This window comes from Alkalicoccobacillus plakortidis (assembly GCF_023703085.1).
Classification (GTDB): domain Bacteria; phylum Bacillota; class Bacilli; order Bacillales; family Bacillaceae_D; genus Alkalicoccobacillus; species Alkalicoccobacillus plakortidis.
On record NZ_JAMQJY010000001.1, the window covers coordinates 1,336,286 to 1,352,937 of the forward strand.

A 16,652-nucleotide genomic window follows, 5' to 3' on the forward strand; every position below is an offset into this window, starting at 1 on the left:
CGAGAAACATGTATAGATACTTTTGGTAAAATTTATATCATTTTAAAATAAGTCTTCAATTGCTTGTTCTACGTCATCCAATTTTGTTAAATCAAGTGTTTCAATGCCTTCAACAGCCTGAGTGACATAATGATCTACCTTGATATACTGCTCAAATTTATTGGCATGTTTTCGTGATGGTCTCGTTTTTGAGTCGGGTGGTAAAAAGATGGTGCAACAATCTTCATAAGGAAGGATTGAGGTTTCATACGTACCAATCTTTTTCGCCAAGTCCATAACCTCAAGCTTATCCATCGTAATTAATGGACGGATAACTGGATAGTTTGTCACCTCGTTAATGGTGTGGATACTATGCAAGGTCTGGCTTGCGACCTGTCCAAGACTGTCGCCTGTAGCTATAGCTAACAGACCCTTCTCTTCTGCTACTTTTGTTGCGATTCGCATCATCATACGTCTCATAATGGTCATTTGAAAATTACTTGGTGCTTCGTCTCGTATATGTGTTTGAATATCTGTAAACGGCACAATATGCAGCTTGATATTACCACCAAACTCATTTAATCGCTTAACTAGATCCATTACTTTTTGTTTTGCACGTTCACTTGTATAAGGAGGACTATGGAAATGAATGGCTTCAAGATCGGCGCCACGTTTCATTGCTAAATAACCAGCTACAGGACTATCAATGCCTCCAGAAAGCATTAATAATAGCTTGCCACTTGTTCCAGCTGGTAGTCCACCGGCTCCTTTAAATGCATCCGTTGTGATATAGGCTGCGGTCTCTCTAACCTCTACTCGAATTGTAGCATCAGGATTATGGACGTCCACAGTGAGATTCTCGGTGTTAGCTAACACATATCCGCCAATTTTATGATTTAAAGTTTGTGAATCAATAGGAAACGGTTTGTAGGCACGTCGTGTGACGATTTTAAATGTACGAGCAGTTCCTTCTGATTCTTGCACAGCCTTTAAAGCGGCCTTTTGCATGTCGAGTACTTCATGATCCACGCGAATAGCAAGGCTAAAGGAATGGATGCCGAAGATATTTTTAAGTAATTCAACAACTGGACCTGGCTCTACTTCAAATAATTCAACCACAATTCGTCCAAATGTTCGTTTTACTTTTAAGCCTTGAATTGGCTTCAGCACATGCCGAATATTAGCAAGCAACTGTTTTTCAAATGAGACTCGGTTTTTTCCTTTTAATGCTAGTTCTCCGTAACGAATTAATATATGATCGTATTTCACGATTTCACCACTTTTCTTATACTAGGCAATAAGTCATTTAATGTAGAAAAAAAGGTTTCAATTTCTTTCTCTGATGACTCGTAAGATAAACTAATTCTAATGGCACTGCCAGCTAACTCTTCATTTTTTCCCATGGCAAGTAATACTCGGCTTGGTTCATTTGATTTAGATGAACAAGCGGACTGAGTTGATACATAAATCTCTTTCTCTGCAAGCTTTTGCACAACAACTTCTGGCTTATATCCAGGAATAGATAAATTGATAATATGAGGTGCTCCGTATTTGGAGTTTGAATTAAGTACTAGCTTTTCTGATTTTACAATACGCTCAATCAGTTGTTGGCGTAACTTTTTAAGCTCATCGACGCCTGATCTTGATTTGGCTAGCTCCATTTTATAAGCTTTTGCCATAGCGGCTGCCCAAGCAACATTTTCAGTTCCGCCTCTAAATCCAGATTCTTGCTCACCACCATGAAAAAGAGGTGACAGATGAAGACCTGGACGAACATACAACACTGCCGTACCCTTTAACCCGTGAAACTTATGCGCCGATATCGTTAGCAGGTCAATATGTGACTTTTTGATTGATAATGGTACTTTACCAGCACCTTGAACATGGTCCACATGGAAACGAATTTTAGGATAATCATGAAGGAGTTCTCCCATTTTTTCAATCGGCTGAATTGAACCTGTTTCATTATTAACATGACTAATGGAGACTAATGACGTCTCTTTTGTAATCGCTTGTTCTAGATCTGTAATCGACACAAGTCCATGCTCATCGACTGGCAGATACGTCACCTGATATCCTTGTGCTTCAAGTGATTTATAGGTTTGATAAATGGACGCATGCTCACAAGCCGTTGTAATTACGTGATGCCCTTTTTGAAATGAAGACATCAATGAACCTTTAATGGCAAGATTGTTACTTTCTGTTCCGCCAGATGTAAACAAAATTGATGATACTTCTACTTCTAATAACTCAGCCATTAACGACCTTGCTCGATTTAATACTTTTTCGGATTCCATTCCTAAACGGTGTAGGGATGAGGCATTACCAAAAAAACGTTCAGAAACGGTCATATATGTTTCCATTACTTCTTTATGAGGACGCGTTGTTGCACTATTATCGAGATAAATCATCCATCTAGATCTCCTTTACTTGCATCCGTATATAGTAGCATCATCTTAATGAATTGACAAAGGAGCGAAAAAAAACTCCTTACCAAGAAGGAGTTTTTAGGCTGAAACATGCTCTGACACTCGTTCGACAATACCTTTTTCAAAAGGTTCAACGGCGCGAACAGCAGATTCAATGGCCTCATCATATTCATAATGTCGAAATAATCGTTCTGCTTGAGCAAGCAAGCTGCGGGTTTCTTCACTTCGGTTGCGATATCGATTGCTGTATTGGATCACTCGCTCTGCAAGCTCGGCACTTTTAATGGTCTCTCCAATTAATTCATCATTCGATTCAATAATTGAGATCGCTTGTTCAACTTTTTCAGTAACCTGTTTCATCTCAAGAGGCACTTGATTTAAGAGTTCAACAGCTTCTTGAACCATCTTATCTCCCTCTTCCAATTGTTCCAGGGCTCTCGCCGGAAGTCCAGGGATGTTACTTTTACGTATCACACGTTTGCCTTCAAGCATTATGGCACGTAACCTTGAAATGGTTTCTTTTGCTTTTAACTCTTCTTCTCGTAATTCGTATAATTTTCCTGAACCTTGTTTAATCGTTTCTGATAATTCTTGCAAACGTTCTTCCCACTCATTTACCATTTCATAAATAGAAGTAAATGTTTGTTTTTCATTTTCAGTCACATCAACAATGACTTGAAGCTGGTTGCTCATTTCTGTAAGCTGTTTAGAAAGTTGTTCCTTTGATTCAACTTCCTCTTGTGCTAATCGATAGCTTTGTTGAACATGTGCTAGCTCACCAAGCAGTTTGTGAAGCTCTTTACTCGTTATATCTAACTGATGCTTAAGGTTTGGAAGCTGCTCTAACGTTTGTTTCTTTGATTGAACTTCATTATCTAACGTATCATAAATTTGGTCGATTTGATTTTGAATTGCGGTCATACGTTCTTCCGCTTTTTCCGTGTTAAGGCTTTTTAGTTCAACTAATATGTCTTCCACTTCTTTTTTCATATCTTCTAGTTTAGGCTCGAGAACTAGCGGATCAAGCTGATAGCCCTTTTCTTTCATATCGGCTATACCGTTCTCTAGGTTTTTTATATCTGCAGGAATTGTTGTTCTCACTTGTACCATCATTTTTGGAATGACTTCTGCTTGTTTTTCCACATGCTGAAGAATATCTCGTAGTTGGAGCAATTCCTGTCTTGCTTGAAGATAACTACCTTCTTTTGTTGCCTCATCAAATGAAGCAAGACCTGTTTTTACATGTGCCATCTTTTCATCTAATATTTGAATGGCTTCATTAAATGATCCGCGTTTTTTTAGCAGATCGTTCGAAAGGCTTGTATACTTTTCACGCAGTTCGCCAATTTCAGCACGATTTTTCTGCTCACTCGAGACGAGTTGCTCAATCTCATCCACCATAATATCCAACTGACTATCAATTGCATCAAGTCGCTCATTTGTTGAATGGACAAGTTCCTTGGCTTTTTTAATTTGATATTTATTTGCATGTTCTTCAATATCAAATAACGTTTCTTCAATATCAGGCATAATCTGCCCAACAATCTCATCCCAATTATTGCGCCACACTTCAAATTTCTCTTCTGTTTCTCCAAGCCATTTGCAGCTTTTTAACCTTGGCAATTTCTTCAGGTATTGGTCTGGTAGATAAACCATTTTTCTTTTCTTCTAATTTATCAACGTCTTTGTAAATATTCTTACGTATGTACATGCCCACTATATAGGCAATTATCGCAATCGCAAGGATCGATAGAATAACATAAAACACGTGAGGGACTCCCTTCTCTTGCTCCAAGCAAAGCAGGTTTCGCTTAGTATGTATGTAGTTAATGATCGTGACAAATAAGTCAATTTATAAGTAAGTTCTGCAATGATCCGCAAATTCCTCTTTTTTTCGTAAGATTATCGCGTTCTTTCTACATTTAAGTATGTATTATGATACCATGAAACCATCTATTTGTGTGCTTCTTTTCTAGGAATCATTTGTCTATTCTGTAACCTACTACACGAAAGAGTTATTTTTCATAAAAACAAGAGAAGGACGTGAGAATTTGCTTAAATATGATGGACATGTCCACACCCCTTTTTGTCCGCATGGCACAAAGGATGCATTAAATCGTTACTGTGAGCAAGCCATTAAATTGGGACTAAGCGGGCTTTCTTTTACTGAACATGCGCCTCTACCTGATGGATTTATTGACCCATCGCCAACACAGGACAGTGCGATGTCCAAAGAGCAGCTATACACATACATTGAGCATGTTCAATCTATTCAATCTCAGTACAACAAGGAATTGAAGATAGGAATTGGACTTGAGGTTGATTTTATTGAGGGGTTTGAAGACCAAACATCTGCCTTGCTTAATGAAGTGGGTCCACTACTTACAGACAGCATTCTCTCTGTACACTTTTTGAATCATAAAAATAGCTTTTATTGCATGGATTATAGTCCGGAGATCTTTCTGGACATCGCCCAAGCAGTCGGATCAGTTGATGCGGTCCATCATCTTTATTATCAATCTGTGTTGCAGTCCATTAACGCAAATCTCGGCACCTATAAACCGAATCGTATTGGGCATATCACATTAGCAAACAAATTTCAGAAGAGGATCCCTCCCACACAATCTTTTGATAAAGAAATAAACGACATTCTACAAGCTATTCAAACAAACGGTTATTCACTTGATTACAATGTGGTTGGTATAAGAAAACCACTATGTAAAGAAAGTTACCCGCCACCTGAAGTTCTAAAACAAGCAATAAAAATGGAGATCCCACTCGTTTTTGGATCAGATGCTCATCAAGCTAAAGAACTAGCGATTGCGTGGAACGAGTACACGGGTGTTCCGCTCGACTCACCACTCTCATCATAAGTTTACAAACTAAATGAAGCTGTTCAAATGCCACGTACGGCTTTCGAACAGCTTCTTTATATAAGTACTATCATTAATACATCTTCCTAACTCTTATTGGTATGCTTATTTGTGTTTTTACTGGTTCTACTCCTAAACCGGAGGCAATCCACTCTTTTAAATGATCCATATAACGATCCGTAAAATAGGGCTCCTTAGGTGACAACTGAAAGAGCTCCCATAAATATTGTGGAGACATAAATGGCAAAGTAATCATGCTACGAAGCTGAATAATCACAAAATCAATAGGTTGTTTACGAAACTGCCCGGACGCAATTCCTTGCTTAATCATTCGTGAAAGCTCATGTTTCTCTTTTTGCAGATAAGTAGCCATCACCTCTCTTACCAATGTAGAGTCAAATGACATTTCACGATGCACCATACGAGCAAGCTGATGTTGTGAACGTTGATAGTCAATTAGTATCCGTACTAGCGAGATTACCGATTCATACGCAGACTCCTTGGTACCTGATTTGCAGCATTTGTCCAATTCCCTCATATAACCTTCATAGAATTGAATCATCAACGTCTCAAATAAGCCTTTTTTTCCGCCAAAATAATATGAAACCAAAGCAATGTTAACAGATGCATCCTGCGCAATATCCCTGACAGATGTTCCGTGGTATCCTTGCCTTTGAAACAATGCCGTTGCTGATGTTAAGATTTTAACCTTGGTTGCTTCGCTCATGTGACCCCTCCACTAAGACTATTGTTCCTATATAATTCGCCTTTTTTGCTACAAGCCCTGCATGAGATCACGGCCTTGATTGATAATTCGTTTGACAAAATCTCATATAAAATACATTGTTTTTGCTGAATTGTACTGCTTCATGTAAACTAAAGTCGATTATTATGTTATGAAAGTGAGTGAAATGAATGTTTCAATCTTCTTCTTATTCTCAGAACCTAGCTGAGGCTTACACTTTGTTAAATAAACAATTAGACGCTCTACTTGATGGAGAAACAGATTCCATTGCAAATTTAGCAAATGCAAGCGCATTGTTGAATCAATTTCTTAATGACGTCAATTGGGTTGGTTTTTATCTAACAAAAGAAACCGAGTTAATCTTAGGTCCCTTCCAAGGCATGCCTGCATGTGTCAGAATTTCTTTTGGTAAGGGTGTATGTGGGACAGCTGCAGCCGAGCAAAAAACCATTCGTGTTGCCGATGTTCATCAATTCCCAGGTCACATTGCTTGTGACGCAGCTTCTCGTTCAGAGATCGTTGTTCCTCTTATTAAAAACGGTCAAACCATTGGCGTTTTAGATATCGACAGCCCTAGCTTAGATCGATTTAGTGACGAGGACGAAAAATACCTTCATCAATTTGCAGAGATTTTAGTTAAACATCTTTAAAAATAAAAACAGATCACGCTATTCAGAATCGTGATCTGTTTTTGTATTGAGAAATACTTGATTTTTACCGTCACCTTTGGCCTTGTACAATCCAGTATCTGCCTCTTTAAACAGTAGCTCTGAGGTCGTTGAGTTTGTATTCCTTCTGTCCCAAAAAGACACGCCACAGGAAACGGTTACTGACGGATTTGTCTCAAGCGCAACCGCTTTTACAATTCGTTTGGCTATCTCAGTGCCTGTAGCAAGCTCGACTTTTGGAAGATAGACAGCAAGTTCTTCTCCACCCCATCTAGCTGCAATATCTGTTTCACGAATGTTGTTTCGAATAATATTGGCAACTTGAACAATAATTTCATCTCCAATTTGGTGACCGTATGTATATTTATACTCTTAAAGTTATCTATATCTATGAGAAGGAACGTGCCTTTCTCATGTTCTAAGATTGATTGATCCATACTAGCTTCCAAATGATTCCTTGAATGAAGACTTGTCAAATGATCAGTAATCACAAGCTTTTCAAGTTCCTCATGCAAGAGAGTATTTGTGAAGGCCAATGTAGAATGGTGCACTAATGATTGAAGCAATTTGAAACTTTCGAAGGTGAAATAATAGGATTCTTGATGAAAAACAAAAACTGCGCCGTGTACTGCTTCTTTCTGGAGCATTGGAATGGCGAGCAGAGATCGAAATGGTCCCGTATCAATTTCTGCATGTAAGCTTGTATCGCCCATATAAATAGGGTCTTTTTTAATTAATAATTGTTGAATGAGTGGATTCAGTTGCTCTGAATTCTCACCAGATTCAAAAAAGACCGTACCACTTTGATGAATAACAGTATGATCATTGCGATCAAATAGAAAAAATCCAACTTCTTGTGCTCCAAAAGCCTCTTGAATCTGGTGTGTCATACTCTTTATTAAGTCATTCAAATTTAAGTTCATATTAATTTGATGAGTCGCTTTGTTGATCAGCTTAAGGTCATGAATTAAATCTCGCGACTGTTGATATAGCTCTGCATTCTCTAATGCATTACCTCCAGTATCTGCTAAGATCTCGATAAATGATATCTCTTCTTTTGGTAAGGTATCATCCTTTGTCGCACGGATTTCAAGAACCCCGTATATTCCCTGTTTCCCCCTTAATGGCATAAACAGATGAACAATTTGATTTTTGTCATTCTTTTCTATTTGTTTCATTCCTGTTAAAAACGCATGCTCAGCCTTGGTATTCATGCCTTCGGATCCATATACTAACGGTTTAATCGGCAGTTCTTCACGGACTTCCCATTCATGTGAAAGCATTAAATAGACGTTAAACGACGGGTATGTTTGCTTAATGGCATAAACAATCTTAGCTAACACTTCACTAATATCCATCGTTGAATAGAATTTTTTTGTTACTTCTAACAGCAAATCCTTTTTTTTCGCCTCGTTTTCATCACGGTCTACTTTAAATCCCTTTTGTAGAAGCTGTTGTAACCATCTTGAAGCCGACTTGAATACGTTCATAGAATGTTGGTGCTGTTCGTCTGTTGAAGCAATGATACATGCGAAGCTAGTTTCCTCATAGAATAAAGGAATGACGGTATGCACAGCTTGTTCTTGATCTGTGACCTCACCTGAAATCTCGATCATATTTGTGCTAGATTTAACCCCATCAAGAAGCTCACTAACCTTTTGTTCCCCCAGTTTAATAACGGAAGAAGATAGATGATCCCATCCTGTTTTATGCTTAAAATCCATTTCGCGACGCTCAAGTAATATTAACTTAAGGGGTGATTGAAGCTGATCATTTAGTCTAAACAAAGCTTCTATTAGTGGTTTAAATCGTATCTGATAATTTGAGGCCTCCAGTAATTGCTCCACATTCATAAAGGAAGCGGTTGGAGGGAACATTGTTTTTTCTACCCAGTTTAATAAATTGGGTAGATGTTGAAGCTGTTTGGGCTCCATTCGAGTCAGTAAACCTACTTTTATTAATGGGGCATGTTCAACATGTACATACTGATCAGACTCGATGTACGTATATTGTTCATCCAAAAGCAAGAAATCATTGTTTTTGCGGTTATGATAGTAATTTGTGAACGCTGCATCGAGACCTGCAGATTTTGGCCCTATCTGTTTTGCAGAAACAATCTCATGATCCGTCCTCAAGGTAAAAATGAACGAATTCGTATAATCAAATGGATTTTTCTCAGAAAAAAATACTTTATCCCATAAAGGCAAATACTCTTCATTTTGAAATAGTTTCCCTACACCGTTCATTTAGTTCACCACCACAGAGTAAGACTAATGTCTCATTTATCATTTGTTCTTCTATTCTCTACATTCCTTACTTTATCTTTATATAAACCTAAATTTGTTTTCTGCCTGAGTTTTTAGTAGTTATATACGATTAATTTTTTTCAATATTTTGTGATAATACACCTTGATTATAATGCAATACCTACCAAATTGCCATGACTTTTTTCTTATTAAATGAGGCATTATCAAATTAGGTCATTGACTTACAGTTTATTAGTAGATATAATCAAGATTGTGTGAAATGAGACAGCCAAGGTAAGCTTAGTGTAGGTTGATTCTATTCCTCAAAGCGGCTGCGTATTTGAGGTGTATCGCGTAACTTCCTGCTGTCGAAGCGAAGATACATGAAAATAGAACGTCTAGTCTGAGAGATTGCCACGAGGTTGTTATTTTGCAACATTCAAAATAACAGGAGGATTCACCTTATGTCACGTTATACAGGTCCATCTTGGAAGCTATCCCGTCGTCTTGGGATTTCACTTACAGGAACAGGTAAAGAACTAGAAAAGCGTCCTTACGCTCCAGGCCAACACGGTCCAAACCAAAGAAAGAAACTTTCTGAGTACGGTTTACAACTACAAGAAAAGCAAAAGCTTCGTCACATGTACGGAGTAAATGAGCGTCAATTCCGTCGCACATTTGATATTGCTGGTAAAATGAACGGAATCCACGGTGAGAACTTCATGATCTTGCTTGAGTCTCGTTTAGATAACCTTGTTTACCGTTTAGGTCTTGCTCGCACTCGTCGTGCAGCTCGTCAACTTGTAAACCACGGTCATATCACTGTTGATGGTAAACGCGTAGATATTCCTTCTTACCGCGTAACACCAGGACAACAAATTGGTCTACGTGAGTCTTCACGTAACCTAACTGCTATCAAAGAAGCAATCGAAGTAACTAACTTCGTACCTGCTTACGTATCATTTGATGCAGAAAAGCTTGAAGGATCATTCACTCGTCTTCCAGAGCGTACTGAACTTCCTGCTGAAATCACTGAAGCTCTTATCGTTGAGTTCTACTCACGTTAAGAAAAACGGATTGATTTTAAGAAACATAAAAGCCTTGAAAACGTTGATACAACAACGCTTCAAGGTTTTTTTTAGATCGATGCAATAAACAGCATTAAAATAAATAGATCTGTGGTTTTCGGCTAATTTTTTCTGAAAATAATTTTGTGGGTAGGCGCAGATGAAGAATAACAGAATTAGGTTGTTATGTTTGCCATTCAGAATTTGTGTTTATTTTTGACGAATGAAAAACTAAATAAGGCGTATCACTTATTTTCTGACATACTCATCAATCTTTTGTTTTTCTTCTTTAAAAGTAGGGGTTTCCTCACCAATCCTTTTAAAATATTCCGCAAAATTGGTTGGTAATCTCTTCACACTTACTTCTAAACCTCTGAACTCTAATTCAAATTCTTCAAATTCTTTGTACCTAATTAAGATTGCTCAAAAAGCACCAAGGTCCATTGCAGCATTTATTTGCACATTGAAATCATTGACCTTGAATGTTCTTCCATTGTCTATCGAGACGTAGTATCTAGTTTTCTGTTTGTTTTTGTCCTGTGTTCTTAGAATTCCTGAGATAAAAGAATTCGTTAGTGTTATAAGAATTTACTCTTACCAATCCTATTTTTTCTTAAAAAATTCCTCAAGTATTTTATTGAGATTTAATCCAATACCCATAAAATTAGGTTTTAACTCTAAAAACCTTGTAGGTAATTCTTCATTTAATTCATCGTCTTCGTTCTTTAAACCTTCATTCGAATTTATAAATTCTCTCATTTTATCAAACATTCTTTGTTCGACATCTTTTACAAGTTCGTCAAAAATTTCCTTGTATTCCCGTACCTTCTGATCATTAGAACGCTTGCCAATAATTATACCTTCCATTCTTGCTAAATTAATATTATTAGAACCTATCCATTTTGCCCTACTAATATATTCCTCAGCCAATTCAAGATTGTCTAATTCAATGTATGCTAAACTGAGTATTTCATAGATAGTAGAAGTAGCATAGATATCAGATTCTAGATTAAAATCATTAACTCTATCATTCCTTACGCGTGTAACTCTATCCATAAAATTATCCCAATCTGATATAGACAAGTCCAAGAAATCATTAGCTACTTCTATGACTTTTTCATACTGATTTATTTTTGAATATGCTATTGCTAAACCAAAATAGTTATAATAAAAAAAACTATCATTAATATATCCATCTTCAAAACTCATTTTTTCTAAAGATTGATTATAAAAATATACGCTACCCTCATAGTCCTTAATTGAAAGTAATAAATCAGCCATGCATCTATGTGTTTCTGGATTCGATTCACTTAAAAACAATGATTTTTTATATTTAGGTAATGCCTTTTCAACATCACCATTATTATAGTAACTCTTACCAAGCAAAAGAAAAAGATCTGTATTTTCATATTTCCCAATCGCTTCAGTTAAAAGCTTAATCGATTTATCATACTCTCTCAAAAAATAATAAGTTTCAGCAAGATAATAATAATCTTCTACAGTTACACATTGCATTTTTTCAAGGAATGCTTTCCTTTTAACAAATATATGATCGGGATTGGAAGTAAAAATATACTTGCCATTATGATTAAATGATATGAAGCTCATTCCAAATCCATTTTCAGGCTTAGTAAATACTTCATAGTTATCAACTCTACATAAACCTTTACAATCTAAACAATCCTGATAAGAATGAGTCACATCTTGAAATCGAAAATCTTTATATTTATTACCAAAATATCGGTCCCAACCTTCAGTTCTTTGGTTTAACTGATATTTATCACAACAATAATTACAAATAAAGCCTCTTGTTACATTACAATAAAATACACTTATTCTCTTATCACAAACGCTGCAATTCCCCACAAATATCTATCCTTTCTATAAAAACTAGTAATCAATGTTCCACTCTCAAAAAATATCTAAACTCTTGGTAACTATTAGGTTTCGCTCAATTTCATTCTTGCCTAAATATTATCATCCATAAGACATAATAATGGAATAAGCTGTATGAAGTTTTTTTAGAGTTACTTTCAAGAGATTACCTAGTTCCAATACTAATTAAAGATTTTTAATAAAAAAAACAGCAACCCTCCTCAGGTTGCTGCCTCTCTCCTACTATTCTTAAAGCGTAATTTTCACAAACTTACGCTTCCCTACTTGCACAATTAATCCTTCAGTGATGGTTACTTCTGTTTTAATGTCTGTTACCTTTTCTTCGTTCATCTTCACGCCACCGTTTTGGATCATACGACGCGCTTCTCCTTTAGATGGAAGGAGCCCTAGATCAACAACTAGATCAATGATACCAATTTGTGCATCCTTTTCCCATTTCACAACTGGCATGTCATCTGGAAGTGAGTTCTTTTGAAAAACTGTTTCAAAATAAGCTCGTGCTTCTTTTGCTGCTTCTTGTCCGTGGTACATTGCAACGAGTTTGCTTCCAAGATTCATTTTGGCGTCTCGCGGGTGGATCGATCCATCCGCTAGGCCTTTTTCTAAGATATCTACTTCTTCTAGCGGAAGATCGGTTGCTAATCTAAAGTACTTAACCATTAATTCATCTGGAATAGACATTGATTTACCAAAGATTTCGTTTGGTGCCTCGTCGATTCCAATGTAGTTGTTTAAGGACTTAGACATTTTTCTAACGCCATCGAGACCTTCAATTAATGGAAGGGTCATAGCCACTTGCTTCTCTTGTCCGTACGCTTCTTGAAGCTGACGTCCCATAAGCAGGTTAAATTTCTGGTCTGTTCCCCCTACTTCAATGTCTGATTTCATTGCAACAGAGTCATACCCCTGCATTAATGGATAGAAAAATTCATGGATGGAGATTGGCTGCTGTGACTTATAACGCTTTTCAAAGTCATCACGCTCTAACAAACGAGCAACCGTTAAGTTACTTGCAAGCTTAATAATATCTTCGAAGTTAAGGGCTTTTAACCACTCTGAGTTGTACATTAGTGTTACTTTGTCCATGTCCAAGACTTTGCTGTACTGTTCCACATAGGTCTTAGCATTCTCCATAACCTGTTCGTTTGTTAATGCTTTTCTTGTTTCAGATTTGCCTGTTGGGTCTCCGATACGTCCGGTGAAATCACCAATTAATAATTGGATCTCATGACCAAACTCCTGAAATTGACGCAATTTATGAAGTACAACCGTATGGCCTATATGGACGTCAGGCGCTGAAGGGTCCATTCCTAATTTAATTTTAAGTGGCACACCTGTTACAACAGACTTCTCAATTTTTTCACGGAAGGCATACTCCGGTGCAATTTCTACTACACCTCTCATTAACTCATTTACTTGTGTGTCTACTAATTGCTTCTGATCTTGCGTCAACTCTCTTTTTGACTCTTCCATCCCAACAAACCTCCGATTAATTTCTACTTTTACACACAAAAAAACCCGTCTCCTAAAAAGGGACGAGGTTATCGCGGTACCACCCTTGTTGAAAAGCAAATAAGCTTTCCCACTCAGTCTATAACGGCATTAACCGTTCTTTGCTATTAGGCAAAGAAAAAGCTCCAGGCTGTAATTCTTTCAGCATCTCGTACTGGCTTGCACCTTCCGCAAGCTCTCTACAATCGATGTGTACTGAAATACTTCGACCCTTCCGCGCTTGTGATTTCATTCAATTGTTACAGTTTTAACACAAACTGATGACATAGTCAATAAATAACCAAAACCTTGCTTGGAAAGCATTTCATCTGCATTAAACCTATGCTATACTGTTTCTGATTATTTAGGGAGGTATGTTATGTCCATGTTTTCTCGTATTAAAGAGAGAATACACCTATTATATAAAAAATTAGATGACATTCAATTATTCCGTAGGATAGGAATTACCTATCAAGTTTTTTGGAATCTATTTTTAGTTTTTATTGTTTTTGGGATCATGTCGTTATTCTTTGTAGGTGGAACAGCTGCAGGCTACTTTGCTTCTCTCGTGAAGGATGAGCCGTTACAAAATGCAGAAGAAATGACTACAAAAATTCATAACTATGAAGAAACCAGTCAGGTCTTCTTTGCAGGTGACACCTATATGGGTGAATTGCCAACAGATCTTGAACGTCACCAGGTTGCACTTGATGACATTTCAGACTATGTCAAAAAAGCGATAGTTGCTACAGAGGATGAATATTTTTACGAGCATGAAGGCGTTGTTCCAAAGGCGATTATGCGTGCTACGTATCAGGAATTCGCTAATGCCTCTACCCAAACAGGTGGGAGTACTCTTACACAACAGTTGATTAAACAGCAGATTCTTTCAAGTGAAGTATCTTTCGACCGTAAAGCAACCGAGATTCTACTAGCTATGCGTCTAGAGCACTTTATGAGCAAGGACGATATCCTGGAAGCGTACTTAAACGTTGTTCCATTTGGTCGTAATGCCTCTGGCAATCAGATTGCTGGTGTACAATCTGCAGCTATCGGTATTTTTGGTGTAGATGCAAAAGATTTAAATTTGCCTCAGTCTGCTTTTATTGCTGGACTGCCGCAAAGTCCATTTGGCTACACACCATTTCAATCAGATGGAGAAGTAAAGGAATCTATTGACCCTGCCTTAAATCGAATGAACACCGTATTAAGCCGGATGCACTCAGAAGGTTACATATCTGATGAAGAAATGCAGGACGCGCTTGACTACGATATACAAGGTGATTTTACAGATCGAACGCCTCCTATTACGGAGAAGTATCATTATCTAACATATGAAATTATGAAGAGAGCAACACCAATTATTGCTGAAGCCAAAATGGAAGCAGATGACGTGAATCTTGATGAAATGAGTGATGCGAAGCGTGCAGAAACGATTGAATCGTATACTAGCGCAGCAGCTCGTGATCTCTCTAGTAGTGGTTATCGTATTCACACAAGCATTAATCAAGACATCTATGACGGAATGCAAGATGCCGTAAACGATGATAATCTCTTTGGACCTGAAAAAGAAGGCGAAAATGAAGAAGTTGGGGCTGTTCTTCAAGACAACAAAACCGGAGCAATCCTTGGTTTCGTTGGCGGACGTGAAGAAGGAAACCCTGATAAGCAGTTTAACCACGCCACTCAGGCCAACAGGCCAACAGGGTCAACAATGAAGCCATTGCTTGGTTATGCACCTGCAATGGAAATTGGGACTGTCCAACCAGGTCTTGTTATTCCAGATACGCCGATGAAGTATAAATCAAACGGTAAGCCAATTAATAACTTTGACCGTAGTCATAAAGGATTACAATCTGTAAGAAAATCACTTGCCCAATCAAGGAACGTTCCCGCTGTGCGTGCGCTAAATACGGTGCCGCATGATGTAGCAAGACAGACTTTAAAAGACCTAGGTATTCCTTTAGCAGATGAAGGTGTACCACACGAGTCTTCTGTTCTTGGAACAGTTGACATGAGTGTCGAAGAAAACACAAATGCTTATTCTACTTTTGGAAATGGTGGAAAACGTGTAGAGTCTTATATGATTGAACGTATTGAAACAGCAGATGGAGAGTCTGTTTTTGAACATGAAGCAAAAGAAACAGATGTATTTTCTGTTGAAACGAATTATTTAACCATTGATATGATGCGTGATGTTCTTAAACCAGGAGGAACGGCAAGCAGCGTACCAGGTAATCTGAACTTCTCAGCTGATTGGGCTGGAAAAACAGGAACAACTCAGTACACAAGGGACTCTTGGTTTATGGCCACTAACCCTAACGTAACACTTGGTGTTTGGATTGGTTATGATTCGAATCATACTATATCCGAAACGGTTAATGGATTACGGTATGGGCCGAGAAACCAAAAAATCTGGGCGAACATCGCAAACGCAGCCTATAGTGCCAATTCTGAGATAATGGCTCCTTCTGAATCTTTTAAACAGCCAGAAGGCGTTGTATCAAGAAAGATCTGTAGCTTAACAGGAACGGCCCCTTCCAAAGCTTGTGAGGATGCTGATCTTGTAACAACTGATTTATTCAACAAAAAGTTCCTTCCTAACTCTAAGGATGACTTAAAATCAGAGCGTTATGTCACGATTAACGGTAAAAACTACAAAGCTCGGTCACAAACACCAGAGGAATTCACCGAAAGAGGAATCTCTATTTCTAAAGATCTCTTTGGAGTCGGGGATATCTCCTCCTACCTTCCAGATTCAATTAATGGTGTAGTTGGAGATCAAGAAGCACCTGATAACGGAAATACACCTGGAAAGGTATCTGGTGTCTCCCTTGATGGAAGCTCATTAAAATGGTCTAAACATGATGCGAGTGATATTGTTGGCTACCGCATCTACCGTGCAGATAACGGTAGTGATGATTTTAAATCGGTTCAAGCTGTTAAAGGAAATGAGTCTACTGACTTTAATGTCGGTGGCGGTAAATACGCCTTTTATGTAACAGCCGTTGATTCAGTAGGAAATGAATCAAGTGCTTCAGATATCGTCAAAGCAAACGATTGGAAATCTAAAGAAGACGCTGAAAAAGAAGAAGAAGAAAAAGAAAAAGAAAAAGAGAAAGAAGAGAAAGAAAAAGAAGAAGCAGAACAAGATGATAACGATGCTTCAGACAACGATGAAGATCAGGACTCGGATGAAGACAGTAATGATGATGAGAATTCAGATGAAGAGTCTAATGACGATTAAGTACAAATAAA

At 37.7% G+C, this 16,652-nt stretch carries 11 protein-coding genes, 2 pseudogenes and 1 other annotated feature; of the genes and pseudogenes, 4 read left to right on the plus strand and 9 right to left on the minus strand.

What is annotated here, in order from left to right:
• Nucleotides 1-42: 42 nt before the first annotated feature.
• From thiI to NDM98_RS07220, 4 genes are all read right to left on the minus strand, one after another.
• Entirely contained in the window at nt 43-1,248 is a 1,206-nt protein-coding gene (thiI, locus tag NDM98_RS07205; RefSeq protein WP_251605805.1) for a tRNA uracil 4-sulfurtransferase ThiI, read from the minus strand.
• Nucleotides 1,245-2,390 (minus strand): cysteine desulfurase family protein, encoded by a 1,146-nt coding sequence (locus NDM98_RS07210; protein ID WP_251605808.1) that lies wholly within the window; start codon nt 2,388-2,390, stop codon nt 1,245-1,247. Before NDM98_RS07210 ends, thiI begins: the two co-directional genes overlap by 4 nt.
• A gap of 96 nt (nt 2,391-2,486) precedes the next feature.
• The gene (locus NDM98_RS07215; RefSeq protein ID WP_251605809.1) at nt 2,487-3,977 is read right to left on the minus strand and encodes a septation ring formation regulator EzrA; all 1,491 of its coding nucleotides are present in this window, start codon (nt 3,975-3,977) and stop codon (nt 2,487-2,489) included.
• Nucleotide 3,978: 1 nt separating this feature from the next.
• On the minus strand, nt 3,979-4,176 hold the full coding sequence (locus NDM98_RS07220) for a septation ring formation regulator EzrA (RefSeq protein WP_251605810.1): 198 nt from the start codon (nt 4,174-4,176) through the stop codon (nt 3,979-3,981).
• A 283-nt stretch (nt 4,177-4,459) separates the two neighbouring features.
• Here NDM98_RS07220 and hisJ point away from each other — a divergent pair, with 283 nt between their 5' ends.
• Nucleotides 4,460-5,281: a histidinol-phosphatase HisJ gene (gene hisJ, locus NDM98_RS07225; protein WP_251605811.1), complete on the plus strand. Its 822-nt coding sequence runs from the start codon at nt 4,460-4,462 to the stop codon at nt 5,279-5,281.
• A gap of 73 nt (nt 5,282-5,354) precedes the next feature.
• On the opposite strand, the gene refZ is transcribed toward hisJ, so the two are convergent.
• Nucleotides 5,355-6,008: a forespore capture DNA-binding protein RefZ gene (gene refZ / locus NDM98_RS07230; RefSeq protein WP_251605812.1), complete on the minus strand. Its 654-nt coding sequence runs from the start codon at nt 6,006-6,008 to the stop codon at nt 5,355-5,357.
• A gap of 188 nt (nt 6,009-6,196) precedes the next feature.
• On the opposite strand from refZ, the gene msrC reads away from it, so the two are divergent.
• Nucleotides 6,197-6,676, plus strand: a complete 480-nt coding sequence (msrC, locus tag NDM98_RS07235) for a free L-methionine (R)-S-oxide reductase MsrC (RefSeq protein WP_251605813.1) — start codon at nt 6,197-6,199, stop codon at nt 6,674-6,676.
• An 18-nt stretch (nt 6,677-6,694) separates the two neighbouring features.
• Here msrC and NDM98_RS24580 read toward each other — a convergent pair.
• Together NDM98_RS24580 and NDM98_RS07240 are read right to left on the minus strand one after the other, a co-directional pair.
• Nucleotides 6,695-7,131, minus strand: a pseudogene (locus NDM98_RS24580) (GGDEF domain-containing protein).
• Between the two features lie 105 nt (nt 7,132-7,236).
• Nucleotides 7,237-8,940, minus strand: a pseudogene (locus NDM98_RS07240) (GAF domain-containing protein); the annotation flags it as partial.
• Between the two features lie 464 nt (nt 8,941-9,404).
• Here NDM98_RS07240 and rpsD point away from each other — a divergent pair.
• A complete protein-coding gene (gene rpsD, locus NDM98_RS07245) occupies nt 9,405-10,007 on the plus strand; it encodes a 30S ribosomal protein S4 (RefSeq protein WP_251605818.1) in 603 nt (200 codons plus the stop codon).
• 603 nt (nt 10,008-10,610) lie between these two features.
• On the opposite strand, the gene NDM98_RS07250 is transcribed toward rpsD, so the two are convergent.
• Entirely contained in the window at nt 10,611-11,873 is a 1,263-nt protein-coding gene (locus NDM98_RS07250) for a tetratricopeptide repeat protein (RefSeq protein WP_251605821.1), read from the minus strand.
• Between the two features lie 258 nt (nt 11,874-12,131).
• A complete protein-coding gene (gene tyrS, locus NDM98_RS07255) occupies nt 12,132-13,376 on the minus strand; it encodes a tyrosine--tRNA ligase (protein WP_251605823.1) in 1,245 nt (414 codons plus the stop codon).
• A 55-nt stretch (nt 13,377-13,431) separates the two neighbouring features.
• Nucleotides 13,432-13,641, minus strand: a binding site (T-box leader).
• Between the two features lie 132 nt (nt 13,642-13,773).
• Here tyrS and NDM98_RS07260 point away from each other — a divergent pair.
• Nucleotides 13,774-16,641: a transglycosylase domain-containing protein gene (locus NDM98_RS07260; RefSeq protein ID WP_251605824.1), complete on the plus strand. Its 2,868-nt coding sequence runs from the start codon at nt 13,774-13,776 to the stop codon at nt 16,639-16,641.
• Nucleotides 16,642-16,652: the final 11 nt, after the last annotated feature.

Excerpts from the sequence above, each read along its gene's own strand:
- NDM98_RS07210 (WP_251605808.1), bottom strand. The coding sequence starts at position 2,390 with ATGATTTATCTCGATAATAGTGCAACAACGCGTCCTCATAAAGAAGTA.
- refZ (WP_251605812.1), bottom strand. The coding sequence starts at position 6,008 with ATGAGCGAAGCAACCAAGGTTAAAATCTTAACATCAGCAACGGCATTG.
- msrC (WP_251605813.1), top strand. The coding sequence starts at position 6,197 with ATGTTTCAATCTTCTTCTTATTCTCAGAACCTAGCTGAGGCTTACACT.
- rpsD (WP_251605818.1), top strand. The coding sequence starts at position 9,405 with ATGTCACGTTATACAGGTCCATCTTGGAAGCTATCCCGTCGTCTTGGG.
- tyrS (WP_251605823.1), bottom strand. The coding sequence starts at position 13,376 with ATGGAAGAGTCAAAAAGAGAGTTGACGCAAGATCAGAAGCAATTAGTA.
- NDM98_RS07260 (WP_251605824.1), top strand. The coding sequence starts at position 13,774 with ATGTCCATGTTTTCTCGTATTAAAGAGAGAATACACCTATTATATAAA.